At 36.9% G+C, this 13,019-nt stretch carries 10 protein-coding genes and 1 pseudogene; 4 read left to right on the plus strand and 7 right to left on the minus strand.

The window, feature by feature from the left end:
* Positions 1-67 precede the first annotated feature (67 nt).
* A protein-coding gene (locus ACINWC743_RS00660; RefSeq protein ID WP_085947548.1) for an IS3-like element ISAba21 family transposase occupies positions 68-1,233 on the plus strand; the annotation gives its coding sequence in 2 pieces (ribosomal slippage) (positions 68-326 and positions 326-1,233; 1,167 coding nt in all).
* A 342-nt stretch (positions 1,234-1,575) separates the two neighbouring features.
* Here ACINWC743_RS00660 and ACINWC743_RS00665 read toward each other — a convergent pair.
* Both ACINWC743_RS00665 and ACINWC743_RS23670 read right to left on the minus strand, forming a co-directional pair.
* On the minus strand, positions 1,576-2,172 hold the full coding sequence (locus ACINWC743_RS00665) for a putative adenosine monophosphate-protein transferase Fic (RefSeq protein ID WP_004826955.1): 597 nt from the start codon (positions 2,170-2,172) through the stop codon (positions 1,576-1,578).
* Between the two features lie 12 nt (positions 2,173-2,184).
* A complete protein-coding gene (locus ACINWC743_RS23670; RefSeq protein ID WP_002125865.1) occupies positions 2,185-2,352 on the minus strand; it encodes a YhfG family protein in 168 nt (55 codons plus the stop codon).
* A gap of 274 nt (positions 2,353-2,626) precedes the next feature.
* Between ACINWC743_RS23670 and ACINWC743_RS00670 the strand changes: the two genes are divergently transcribed.
* From ACINWC743_RS00670 to ACINWC743_RS00680, 3 genes are read left to right on the plus strand one after another with little or no spacing between them, the layout of a single operon-like run.
* Entirely contained in the window at positions 2,627-3,091 is a 465-nt protein-coding gene (locus tag ACINWC743_RS00670; RefSeq protein ID WP_000911011.1) for a hypothetical protein, read from the plus strand.
* Positions 3,092-3,103: 12 nt separating this feature from the next.
* Positions 3,104-5,443: a hypothetical protein gene (locus ACINWC743_RS00675; protein ID WP_002058482.1), complete on the plus strand. Its 2,340-nt coding sequence runs from the start codon at positions 3,104-3,106 to the stop codon at positions 5,441-5,443.
* Between the two features lie 4 nt (positions 5,444-5,447).
* Positions 5,448-8,648, plus strand: a complete 3,201-nt coding sequence (locus tag ACINWC743_RS00680; protein WP_006582679.1) for a site-specific integrase — start codon at positions 5,448-5,450, stop codon at positions 8,646-8,648.
* Positions 8,649-8,973: 325 nt separating this feature from the next.
* Here the strand turns inward: ACINWC743_RS00680 and ACINWC743_RS00685 are convergent, their stop codons facing one another.
* The 5 genes and pseudogenes from ACINWC743_RS00685 to ACINWC743_RS00705 form a co-directional block, all read right to left on the minus strand.
* Positions 8,974-9,192, minus strand: coding sequence for a hypothetical protein (locus tag ACINWC743_RS00685; protein WP_000550047.1), 219 nt, complete (start codon positions 9,190-9,192; stop codon positions 8,974-8,976).
* A 4-nt stretch (positions 9,193-9,196) separates the two neighbouring features.
* Positions 9,197-10,492 carry a Y-family DNA polymerase gene (locus ACINWC743_RS00690; RefSeq protein ID WP_001190352.1) on the minus strand — a complete coding sequence of 432 codons (1,296 nt, stop codon included), beginning with the start codon at positions 10,490-10,492 and terminating at the stop codon, positions 9,197-9,199.
* Positions 10,493-10,506: 14 nt separating this feature from the next.
* Positions 10,507-11,133: a LexA family protein gene (locus tag ACINWC743_RS00695; RefSeq protein ID WP_000038641.1), complete on the minus strand. Its 627-nt coding sequence runs from the start codon at positions 11,131-11,133 to the stop codon at positions 10,507-10,509.
* 110 nt (positions 11,134-11,243) lie between these two features.
* Positions 11,244-11,744: pseudogene (locus tag ACINWC743_RS00700) on the minus strand (SOS response-associated peptidase); the annotation flags it as partial.
* A gap of 42 nt (positions 11,745-11,786) precedes the next feature.
* A protein-coding gene (locus ACINWC743_RS00705) for an IS3-like element ISAba21 family transposase (RefSeq protein WP_085947548.1) occupies positions 11,787-12,952 on the minus strand; the annotation gives its coding sequence in 2 pieces (ribosomal slippage) (positions 11,787-12,694 and positions 12,694-12,952; 1,167 coding nt in all).
* Positions 12,953-13,019: the final 67 nt, after the last annotated feature.

The raw sequence follows: 13,019 nt of genomic DNA on the forward strand, positions 1-13,019 counted from the left end.
CTGATGTGTGCTGAGAAAACAGGAGGTTTTAACTTGGTAAACTATAGACACTCATCAGGAGTTTACCATGAGCAAGAAACAGAAGACTTACACCGCAGAATTTAAAGTTGAAGCAATAAAATTGATTGAAGCCAATCAAGGCAATGTATCGGAAACAGCCAGACAACTTGGCATTTCAATGCAAACTCTTTCAAATTGGAATAATAAAGCAAAGACTGGCACCTTAGCAGGCACTAAACAATATTCACCTGATCTAAATGCCTTACTCGAAGAAAATAAAAAGCTCAAACAACAGCTCAAAACAGCTGAAATGGAACGTGAATTTCTAAAAAAGGCAGCAGCGTACTTTGCGAAAGAAAGTCAGTAAGGTACGCCTATATGAAACAGCAAAGATATTTATTCCCGATTAGCTTTATGGCTAGATTACTTCACGTTTCAGTGTCACGATTTTATGATTGGCTAAAACGAGGCATGAATAAAAGATTGGTTCAGCGAAATCAACAGACAATTTTGGTCAAAATAGCTCATGAGGAAACTAAACAAAGCTATGGCTATATTCGATTAACTAAGCATTTACAAGCGCAAGGTATCAAAATCAGTACGTATGCTGTACGTCAAATAAAAAAGCTCAACCAGCTGTATTGTAAGCGTCATAAGCGTTTCAAAAGAACTACGAAGAGTGATCATAATCGAGCGATCTACGCAAATTTACTAGAGCAACAGTTTTCAATGACTAAGCCCAATCTTGCATGGTCAAGCGATATTACATACATTTGGACTGCTGAAGGTTGGTTATACTTGGCAGCAGTAAAAGACCTGTACACGAAACAAGTGGTTGGCTATAGCTTAAATGAGCGTATGACCGCACAACTTGTTTGCAATGCACTGACTATGGCGATTCGTAATCAAAAACCAACGAAAGGCTTAATTATTCATTCGGACAGAGGCAGCCAATATTGCAGCCATGAATATCGAAAGATACTGGAAAAATGTGATTTTCAAGGTTCAATGAGCAAACGTGGGGACTGTTACGATAATGCACCGATTGAAAGTTTCTGGGGCATACTCAAGAATGAATTAGTGCATCATTGCAACTATAAAACCAGAGATGAAGCTAAAGCAGATATTACAGAATACATTGTGTTATTTTATAATCAGCGAAGAATTCAAAAGAGTTTGGATTTTAAAACGCCAAATCAAATAGCAGAGAACTTTTATCGGTTAGCTGCCTAGCATATCCCAAGTGAAAGTCTCCTGCTAATTCAGCACATATCAAGGTCATCAGACGAAGATTAATCTGAAATTTAAGCACTAAACGCCATAAATCTATGTATGGGCAGACTTTTTTGAGACATATGTTGATAAACATGCGGCAAGTTACATTGCTTAAAAGTCTATCTAAGTTAACGATCTATTCAATTCTGGATAAGTAATCTGAATATTACGATCCTAAATTACCCGAAGAGTATTAAGATTTCTAAGAATCGTGATTGTTGGTTTATTTGGGAAATTAATCAGTGGATTGAAGCAAAGATGATGGCTCATTAAGGATTGTGGGCTTCGACTACTTAAATTTTAGGTATTTTGAATAAAGCATATTTCAAAAATCTTAATTAATGGATTTAAATTACCATAAAAACCTTCAATATTGGCTTGAATCCATTGTTGTTGAGAGTCAATGCGAGACCAATCAATACCATAACCACAATGAGCAATCAGATGCTCAAAGAAAATCCGTTGTGTACGTCCATTACCTTCACGGAATGGGTGTATGACATTAAGCTCACAATACAAGTCGGCAAGTTGAGGAATCAGTTGTTGTGGTGCTAAGCCTTGAAAGTATTTTTTTTCTTGAAGCGTTTTGAGTAGTTTATTGGTTTCAATTTCAATACGGGAAAAATTACAAAAACGGGTGTCACCTTTGGAAATATCGATTTGTCTTAACTTTCCTGCCCAGTCGTATAAGTCGCCAAAGAGCTGCGCATGAATTGATTTTAAGTATTGTAAGTCGTAAGGTGGTTCAGCATATTCAATTAAGTTACTTGCCAATCCAGACAGTTCTAGTTCAGCTTGTTCTAAAATTTGTTCATCATGAATATTGAGTTTGTTCTTTAGGATATTTGTGCCAGGGTAACAATACAGGCTGTCACCCATTTCCCCATATTTATCCATACATGCACCTGACTAAGTTTCGGGTTGCGAATACTTCTTATATTTTTGCAAGATTTCAGCTTTACTTTGTTGAGTTGTTTGAGCTGTCGTTGTAATGCCTTCAAGCTTTAGGCTGGCTTGATAGTTTTGCGCACGTGTCGCTTGAATATATTTTTTTTTCTGTTCAGTGGTTCTGAGCATTTCGAAACTCCATTGATGCTACACGTGAAGTAAGTATAGCAGAGAATCTTTTTGATCAATGCTGCATACACAGCATTTCAAAATGTAATACAACGGTATTGTTTCATGTAATAACAGAAAACTAAAAAAAAGTGGAAGAATTTTTAAAATTTAGACCACCCATGATAAGTAAACCATATGTATTTGTTGATAATTGTAATTTTGAGAAAATTTAGTTGATAAATTAAATGAATTTTAATATACAAAGATATGCTCATTTTTTATATCGATAAAAATGTTAAAATTTGACTATTTAGTAAAAAATATAGAGATATTTATGGGGCAATTTATCATGCCCTTTTGCTTTGAGCGACAAAATGTTCAATTTAAGATAGTAAAAATTAACTCAGAACTACTGAAAATCAAAAAGATTAAACAGAGCCAGAAAGTAGTAGTACAAGCAAAGTTCAAAATAATCTATGTGAAAATTTGGCAAAAAATATTGCTATTAATGCAAACGGAGCCATGCTTACGTGTACATTCTAATTATGTTGCAATCTTACAGTTGATACATAATCTTGATGATTTTATCGAAAAATCACAGCAACACTTGTGCTTTGAGAGAAAAGCTCAGAAAGAGCTGGATGCTAAATTTTTTGCTAGATTTTTTAAGCTGACAAAGAGTTCAATAAAAGATCAACTTTTACCAAATTGTTCAGATCGTAATGAATTTAACCAATGCAATTTGATAAAAAATTAAGCGAAAGCGAATATGCCAAAGATTGAAACAGAAGAGCAATTCTTAGATTTAGCAGAAAAATTCCAAAAAGATTATTGTTTATTACGCAATCATGTTGTGAATACACAATTTGTCGATCTATCAGATGATTTACGTGAAAAAGCCCATGCTCTATATAAGGAAGCACAACAGATATATGGCTATATATCTAGTTCTAGACAATTAGGTAAATATTATTATCTAGCTTCTTTAAGTTATTTTGCATGCCCGACTACTAGTAATACTCAAGAGCTGTCGTCTGAACGTTATTTGATTCTACAAGCGAGTTTTTTAACATATCGGCAGTATCAAGAATTTGCAAAAATTGATAAAGCTGAGAATAAGCAAAAACATGTTTGTGATCTCTTTCGCTATGTATCACGATATGTTCTGGATTCTAATCATGCTGAATTATTTCAAGAATGCAGTGAGCTACTAAATCGCTATGTCATGTACGAACGTAACTTGAAAAAGGAGGATCGTAATCAACTTTTTAATATTAAAGATTTCAAACAAGTACAAGCCATAGAGTATTTATCGGCTCTATTAATAATTTTTAAAAGACTTGATGATCGTCGTGTTGTTCATCGTCAGCGTAAGTCAAAAAAAAGTAAAGTTTTGCAATGGCCGACGAAAAATGAACTCAAAAAATTTCGTGAAATTAAAACGGGTAAGCAAGTAGATATTGGACATAACGCAAAGATCAGTATTTATGATGCCGCTCTTCACAAAGATGAAGAGGGTGAAGTTGATCTATTAGATCCTGAAATGGAGTTTTATTCAGAAGATGAAAAGTCTAAAAATTTAAATTATATACTCAGCGATAATGCGACGCATCTAATGCGGCATCGCCAGCGCCGTCATGCTCCTTTTGTTACAAATCCACATTATTTGGCGCCAGATATACTGAAGCAAATTGTTTATGTGTTGAGAACCGAGTTATCCGGGCACTGGAGGGATGCTGCAATCGCTGCAGCATGTTTATTGTCACTTTTGACGGGATTATCACCCGTCGCACTGATGGATTTTAACGAGCTTATTCAAGATGGAATTTTGATCCAGAATGGTTCAAGTAGACGTCGCGAATATTTACTCAAATTAAATCTTAAAATTACAGAGCAGAAGATTAAGAGCTTAAATCATGTGCGGTGGAATGAAGTGATGACACATCAACTACATTTACCTTCTGCTTGGTTTGACTATATAGAACAAGCATCGAATCCACTAATTTCATCAACACACATTAATACGAAACTTAAGAATTGGCTTGATAATCGGTTTGTAGGTTCGATCACTGTAGAAAAACTGCAGGCTCAATTATATTTTCATATATATTATGAAACATATAATGAATATCTTGCTCATGTAATTGCTGGGCGGGATAGTCAGCATCACATGCCTGGTATCTATTATGGCGGGCTACCGAAAACTCAACTCAGTAGCACATATCTAGCCTTTTTAGAAAAAGCACTTACACCACATTCCACACATTTTACTGAAGACACGGCTGAACTAAAAATATTGCAACAACAATTCAAAGTGCAATCTGCATTATCTATAGGAAGGATAGGGAGCCAACTGGCACTTGAACCCAATTTTGTGAAAGAGCAATTCCATATTTTACATAGACATTGTCACGAAAACATCCAAGAAGATAAGCACATTATTAATCAACTTAATGCATATGCGTGTTGGATGTGGCATATCAGTTTGTTGAGTTTGGCAAGTCGGCCTAAAAAAAACCTGTTGGGGAATTTGGATGATTATTGTGTTGAGCTCAAGCTTTTATATGTGAATGATAAAAAAAATAGTAAAGCAAGAAAAGATGGTCGTTTTATCCCTTTATCTGATTTTTTCATAAAAACACTGCAAAATTACACTGCCTTTTTAGAACAAATTATTGAAGCGTACGGTTCATTTTTTAGACAAGTCTTTGCAAAGAAGAAGATAACTGTAAATGATCTTTTTGGTAAGGTCATTTTTAGTAAAGATATCTTGCCGATAACTGTCAAAGAATGGCAGAGCAGGAAAATTAAGTTAATCCCTTTATCGAGAAAATGGGTGAATTCATATATGCAAGGAGTCTTTCCAAAGAATATGTATTCGAATTGGTTACGTCATTTTGACATGAACTTTTTGATGCATGAGCAGCAAGAGGGTAAACCAGCATTAGCTTTTCACTTAATTCAGGCCCTGTATGGTCATGACCAACGTGACCGAGAGGCTTTTCATCCGCATTCTTCACTTATCCCGAATGTCTATGTACAGCAAGCCCGCCAGCAATTGCAAGATAATGTCAAATCTTTATCGATTAAACACTTAGAGCGAAAATAGTTGTATGCAAAAAATCAAAGAACTAATAAAACCACAACTAGATGATCTATTTGTTGATATTCATAAAATGGTGAAAAAGTCGCTAGATAGACAGCCTTCTCCACCTGAAGTATTGACGAAAGAAATGCAGCAAAAACTTGATCAGCAGATCGCTGAAAAATGGCATGACATTAAAGATAGTGTTGATTGTTTGAGTCAAAAGTTGAGCCGAGACGAACAATCAAAACTGATGCAATTTACTGAAGATGAATTTAATAAAAGAAGGAAGCAATTCAACCAGAATGTAGATAAAAAATCATACAGAATTAAGCTAAATCCACATACTAAACGGATCGTACTGCCTAGAAAAATTGAGAGTACAGAGTCACGGTTAGAACAGGGGCATCTACATATCCATGTACTTAAGGAATTAAGGCAGTATTGGCAAGATTCATTTGAATATTGGAATGAACCAAAGTACTTATGGGGAAATTTATGCTTAAGTTTTATATATATTTCAGGCTGTGCAGATGAACAGCATTTGATTGCTATTCAGAAGCAATTGCAGGAGGCCATTGAGCTTGGTACAGATCTGAATTGTTTTCGGTTATACCATTCGGACTACAAAAAAATCACTAATCCATTGTTACTACATTATCGTGTTGAAAACTCTCAATATGGCAACGATGTAGAACAGGGAAAGTTGTACCAATGGAAACATGTTTTTTTTAACCCATATGCGCAGTTCATTTTGCAATATTTAAAAAAGTTGAAAGCTACTCAGAAAGAATTTTGTCTGCAACATTCAGTTGAAGATTGTATTTTAGAAAGCTTGAGTAAGATAGGCAGGAAAAAAAGTCTTGGGGATCTGCAATATCAAATTAAACGCCGTGGATTTCGTGCATTTAATGATGTGCAAATGGTACTCGAATTTAATCCAAACCTCAGCATAGATATATTTTTGAGTAATGTGCTTCAGCAAGAGATTAATACTGTTGCTTTAAGGCCATCCGAATTTAGATTGCTGTGGAATAATGATTACAATCAAGTCACAGAACCAGATAATCGCCCTATTCATTTTGAACAAGAGCAGTTACTTCCTGAAGTTCCGACTGTTCAAAGCAAATTACAAACGATTCCGTATGAGTTGATGTTGTTTGGTCAAAAGAAACGTAAAGGTCAAAAAGTTGAGCGTTTAGATAAAAAGAGGAATAAAGAAGAACGCACGCTACGTTTTTGGCAAGAAACTAGAAGGGTGTTAGAGGAGAAGATAGTTGATGCTAATACAGAGGAAAAGTCTTTAATTGATGCTCAACTACGCTTAATTCACTGGTTAATGCATTTAAAAAAACGAGGGCTTCAATTATCAACTATTGAAAGCTACTTAGGATCGTTTGGCAAAGAATTTATATTTGAGATTTGGCTCAATAAATTAGATTTAAAGCAACAATCCATAGATGACTATGAGGATTTATATCGGCAGCTATTGAAATACAGCAGTGAACGTGATGAAAAAGCAGTTCAACGAGATTCGGTGAAAGGAAAAACCTCTCGTAAGATGCACCAAAGCGCAGAATACCGTTTTGGTCGCCTAAAAGATTTTCATCAATTCTGTATAGAGAATTATGATGCTCCAGGGGTATTGGTGCTACAGAATTCAAGTTTTAAGCATTTACAAATTTGCAATGCACGGCTAGTGAGTCCTTTGCTATTTGGCAAATTATTGGAAAAACTAGAAAATTTAAGTCAAGAGCCAACGGCATCAGAGTGGGTCGATCATCTGAGTTGTTTAAAGCTGATGTATTTACTAAGTTATAGAACTGGACTTCGATTAAATGAAGTTCGTTGTCTTAAAATACAAGATATTATTTGCCCAGAGCTACTTTATAAAGAAAAAGAAAATACAGTTTTTAATAATATCACGCTTCATATCCAAGACAATTCATATCGCCGTCTGAAAACGCGAAGTGCGAATCGTCAAATACCATTGAAAATTGCATTGTCAGAACATGAGTTTTTAGTAGTACAACGTTACATACAACATCGTTATGAGCAATATTTGGTTAATCAGCAGGATGATCTACTTTTTAGTGTGAATCATCGTGTATTAACTGATCAATGTATCAGCAAAATTACAGTAGATTTGTTTAGTCAAATATTAGGTATGCATCATGGCTTTAGTTTTCATACATTACGCCACAGTGCTGCTAACTATCTAGCAATAACTTTGCTCGGTTCAAAAGAAATGATCAAGACCTACACAGATTGTCCTTGGGTAAAAGCAAAAAAGATGAGGGATTTATTGTTTGGTATGAAAGCACGTGCTCAAGAAGAGATTATTCAACATAAATGGCAGGTGCTCGCCTCTTGGATGGGGCATAGCAGTATTGAGCAAACGGCTTCAAATTACCTTCATGTTTTGGATTTATTAGCAGTCGATCGAATTTATAATTCGCCGTGTATCATTTCAAAAAAAGTATTAGAACAGTGTTTTAGTCCAGTGAAGTCAAGTACAGACTACATAAACCTAAATCGTTATACTCAGCAGCAGAAATGGTTTAATTCTTATCAGCAAACACAGCCAGTTACGATGGCTGGCCGACAAGAAAAGAAGTTTAGTATAGAGAAGAGTACTCTGACACCTTTTCAACGTTTGATAAGTTTTAGAGAAGGTCGTTTAAGCGAAGATACCCAAGCTCAAGAATGGATGCAACGATGTCAATGGATGAGCACTAAATGGATGGATCGCCAAAAATTTAATTTAAAAACGAATTATGTTTATAGTAAGAATTTAGAAGAGAGTTGGTTTGATGAACTTTACGAAAAGGCTAAAAAACTGACTCGTCCAGATGAAATAATTCCTCTCCTTGATTTTCATTATAAAGATGATAGGCAGCAAGATGCACTGAAAGAAAAGAACATGGTTAAGGCGCTTAAAATATTATTATTATTTGGAAAACTGCGTAAGAATTTTCTACATTTTCAATGCCGAATGAAAGGTGATGAGCAACAAATTGTTAATTTTATTACTGGTATAGAGCCAATGTTAGGAGATCATCTGTATTTAGAAAAACAAAACTACCCAGTTAATTTGGATGCTCCTGAGCGAACCGTTAAATTTAGTTTTCAAAGAGTTGTCGGCTCTAACAAAAAAAATGTTACTCCGCTGGTTATATTTAATTTAATGTTAAAAATGATGCAAAAAGATGAACTCTGGTTGAAATAGCCTAAGCAAACTAAAAGGGGAATTGTTTAAAAATCTCTCTGGTTATAAGTAAACTGTCTTTATGAAAAGCATCATACTAACTTTGATTCATAATAAAGGGAATTTAAAAGCTTTAGCATCACAATTTGGTCACTGGATTTTAGACAATAGTGTAAAGATTAGCACTTTGGTAAATCGATGAGCTAAAGTGTTGTAGTCCAAACTCGATCTGACAATTACCCATTTTTTAGTGTGCCCGTCAGGTTAAATTTGAACTGAATTTTTCTCAGCCCAAATTCATTTCCAATCAAGTTATGTTTCAAGTGGCGTGCGAACACTGCACAATTTAATTCACGGTGCCTAAGACAGGTATCAACTTCGGACCAGCCATTCTAGCTTTGCTAATGATTTCCACCAGCTCATCATAAGTCAGTTCAAACTTATCCTCACTATCAAATACATAGACCATATTCTTGCCTTCATGTTCAGGTGGAGTAGGTGGTACAAATCGTTTCGGGATAAGAATTTGTGCGAGTTGTTCGTCAGTTAATTTAAATAAGTGCATGTTTTTATCCTACTCTTGGTAAGTCAGACCATTTGGTTAAATACGAAGGTGATCTAAGGTTTTGATTCATGTGCCATGTGGCTTCTTTATTGTTGGCAATGCCTAGCGTGACGAGATTCTTCCCAAACCGTTCACTGATGGCTTCGATGGCATCTGAAAGCCTTTCTCGCTCTTGCTTATGTGAATAGTCCGTGAATAGATCGGGCACAAACTTGGATTGATCTGTAATTTCGAGCAGCACGATTCCCGCCTTTTTATACTTAAAGCCTTTCTTAAATATCTGATCGATGCCTTTCATCGCGGCCTTGGTGATGAGCAGTAGATCATCCGTATGCTCATGCATTTGAACGACGATGTAAGGCGAGTAGCGCTCTGTCTTATCAAAGCGACTGGTTTGGATATACACGCCGATCATCTTGCAGATTGAGCCATCTTCCCGCATTCGTTTCACGGCTCTGGCCACATAAAGCCGAACCGAAGCTTTAATGTCATCCATTTCATACACTGGGTTGCCATATGAACGGCTGCTGATGATTTGCTTCTTCGCTACAGTATCATCACTAAGGTCAATACAAGAAAGGCCCTGTAGCTCAAGCACCGTCTTTTCCATCACGATACTAAACTGCTTTTTGATTTCTTTAGGATTGGCATTGATCAGATCCAGCACAGATTGAACACCCATAGTATTGAGCTTCTTACAGTTCTGTCTGCCTACGCCCCAAACCTCAGACACATCAACCTGCGCGAGTAGCGTTTCTGTAGAGCATGGGTCCATATGGGCCAGATTACAGACCCCATTGAAGAACTTGTTTTTCTTGGCGAGATGATTGGCAATCTTGGCTTCGGTTTTAGAGCGACCAATTCCAATACAGCAGGGTAGGCCTAACCAACGCCAAGCCTTAGCCCTCATGTCTTGAGCATATACAGTCAGGTCAAATAGATGCTCGTAAGCTGTGAGCTTCAGAAAGCATTCATCAATGGAATAGACCTCTTGATCTCCTGGTGCAACATAGTCCCCAAGCAGCTCCATAAAGCGCTTGGACATTTCGCCATATAAGGAGAAATTACTGGATAGCACCTGAATGTTATGTTGTTTGATCAGCTCTTTAATTTGGAATACAGGAACACCCATCTTGATGCCTAAGTCTTTCGCTTCCTGGCTTCTGGCCACGGCACAGCCGTCATTGTTGCTGAGCACAATGGTTGGGCGATCATTCAAGGCAGGATTAAACACACGCTCACACGAGACGTAGCAATTATTCACGTCGACTAACGCGAATATTTCATTTTCACTTTGCATGGTTATTCTTCTTTTTATGAGCGGTGATAAATACGCTTTAAATTAAAAGTCACCACACCCCAGATTGATATGGTCTGACTATCATCAGGAATGATGTGATTGTAATTCGAATTTTCAGCCTTCAACCAAAGTTCTGGAAGCGGATAATCTTCATCTCCAAATATTTCTTTGATTTCAGACTTGGACATCTTATTGGTGATCATCAGCCGCTTAATGGTTGAGGCATTGTCATCAATCAGGGCAACCACGATATCGTAATGCTTGGCTTCAATACTGCGATCAATAATGATTGGATCATTAATCTCTAGGCCAGCATCGAGCATGGATTCACTGTCTACATAGGCAATAAAAGTAGAAATAGGGTTGTGAATCAGGAACTCATTCAGATCGAGTGCTTTGTCTTGCTCATCCTTGGTGCTGAAGGCCGGACCTGCAGGAATACGCTCTAAAGAGACGGGAATAGATACTTTGGATTTGGGTAGGACAGCAGTAAGCCCTAATTTTTCAACAAGCTCATTTTGAACAGCGATTTGTTCAAGCACGGTGTTGATGGTAGGACTTGGTTTACCCTCTGGACCCATGAGCTCTTGTAAAGATGACCATGCGTCGTCAGAGAAGTAAATAGGCAACTTCTTAGACATGAGATACTCCTACGCTACGAGGCGTGTTTGGAAGTAGAATTTGTTTAAATAGGATATTACTAACAGCGTTTAAAATTCAAATTTAAAAAGTTGTGGATAAACAAGGATGCTCAGAATAAGACGTTTTGTTTCTGCTCATCGCGTGGAAATGTGACGAATTCATCGGGCATTTGAAAGAAATATTCATGCGCATGTTCATGATCGGCTGTTAGCCAGTCTTTTCTGTACTGTTCTGGAATAACGATGATGGATCGCTTCTCATCCTTCGGTGCATGGAATTGTTTCATAAAAGGGTGATGGTCCGAATTGATGGTCAACATTGAAAAGGAACGTACCTTATTGCCATTAATCACTGCATCATCATAGATCCCTGCAACAGTAAAAGGCTGATCATCTTTACGCTTGATGGTGTACCAGTGTGGCTTGCCATTGATGTATTTCGGCTCATAAAATTCTTGTACTGGGACTAGGCAGAACTTGCTGTACTTCCAAGCATGTCGAAAGCTAGGCTTATCTGCTACAGACTCAGTTCTGGCGTTATAAGTATGACTGCTGAACTTCAATTCTTTCGCCCAGCTCGGTAGTAATCCAAACTTTGCAATATCAAGCTCTGATATGTGCTGAATTAGCAGGAGACTTTCACTTGGGATATGCTAGGCAGCTAACCGATAAAAGTTCTCTGCTATTTGATTTGGCGTTTTAAAATCCAAACTCTTTTGAATTCTTCGCTGATTATAAAATAACACAATGTATTCTGTAATATCTGCTTTAGCTTCATCTCTGGTTTTATAGTTGCAATGATGCACTAATTCATTCTTGAGTATGCCCCAGAAACTTTCAATCGGTGCATTATCGTAACAGTCCCCACGTTTGCTCATTGAACCTTGAAAATCACATTTTTCCAGTATCTTTCGATATTCATGGCTGCAATATTGGCTGCCTCTGTCCGAATGAATAATTAAGCCTTTCGTTGGTTTTTGATTACGAATCGCCATAGTCAGTGCATTGCAAACAAGTTGTGCGGTCATACGCTCATTTAAGCTATAGCCAACCACTTGTTTCGTGTACAGGTCTTTTACTGCTGCCAAGTATAACCAACCTTCAGCAGTCCAAATGTATGTAATATCGCTTGACCATGCAAGATTGGGCTTAGTCATTGAAAACTGTTGCTCTAGTAAATTTGCGTAGATCGCTCGATTATGATCACTCTTCGTAGTTCTTTTGAAACGCTTATGACGCTTACAATACAGCTGGTTGAGCTTTTTTATTTGACGTACAGCATACGTACTGATTTTGATACCTTGCGCTTGTAAATGCTTAGTTAATCGAATATAGCCATAGCTTTGTTTAGTTTCCTCATGAGCTATTTTGACCAAAATTGTCTGTTGATTTCGCTGAACCAATCTTTTATTCATGCCTCGTTTTAGCCAATCATAAAATCGTGACACTGAAACGTGAAGTAATCTAGCCATAAAGCTAATCGGGAATAAATATCTTTGCTGTTTCATATAGGCGTACCTTACTGACTTTCTTTCGCAAAGTACGCTGCTGCCTTTTTTAGAAATTCACGTTCCATTTCAGCTGTTTTGAGCTGTTGTTTGAGCTTTTTATTTTCTTCGAGTAAGGCATTTAGATCAGGTGAATATTGTTTAGTGCCTGCTAAGGTGCCAGTCTTTGCTTTATTATTCCAATTTGAAAGAGTTTGCATTGAAATGCCAAGTTGTCTGGCTGTTTCCGATACATTGCCTTGATTGGCTTCAATCAATTTTATTGCTTCAACTTTAAATTCTGCGGTGTAAGTCTTCTGTTTCTTGCTCATGGTAAACTCCTGATGAGTGTCTATAGTTTACCAAGTTAAAACCTCCTGTTTTCTCAGCACACATCAG

Origin of the sequence: Acinetobacter sp. WC-743 (assembly GCF_000335555.1) — a bacterium.
Classification (GTDB): Bacteria; Pseudomonadota; Gammaproteobacteria; order Pseudomonadales; family Moraxellaceae; genus Acinetobacter; species Acinetobacter bereziniae.

Excerpts from the sequence above, each read along its gene's own strand:
- ACINWC743_RS00665 (WP_004826955.1), bottom strand. The coding sequence starts at position 2,172 with ATGGATAAATATGGGGAAATGGGTGACAGCCTGTATTGTTACCCTGGC.
- ACINWC743_RS23670 (WP_002125865.1), bottom strand. The coding sequence starts at position 2,352 with ATGCTCAGAACCACTGAACAGAAAAAAAAATATATTCAAGCGACACGT.
- ACINWC743_RS00670 (WP_000911011.1), top strand. The coding sequence starts at position 2,627 with ATGTTAAAATTTGACTATTTAGTAAAAAATATAGAGATATTTATGGGG.
- ACINWC743_RS00675 (WP_002058482.1), top strand. The coding sequence starts at position 3,104 with ATGCCAAAGATTGAAACAGAAGAGCAATTCTTAGATTTAGCAGAAAAA.
- ACINWC743_RS00680 (WP_006582679.1), top strand. The coding sequence starts at position 5,448 with ATGCAAAAAATCAAAGAACTAATAAAACCACAACTAGATGATCTATTT.
- ACINWC743_RS00685 (WP_000550047.1), bottom strand. The coding sequence starts at position 9,192 with ATGCACTTATTTAAATTAACTGACGAACAACTCGCACAAATTCTTATC.
- ACINWC743_RS00690 (WP_001190352.1), bottom strand. The coding sequence starts at position 10,492 with ATGCAAAGTGAAAATGAAATATTCGCGTTAGTCGACGTGAATAATTGC.
- ACINWC743_RS00695 (WP_000038641.1), bottom strand. The coding sequence starts at position 11,133 with ATGTCTAAGAAGTTGCCTATTTACTTCTCTGACGACGCATGGTCATCT.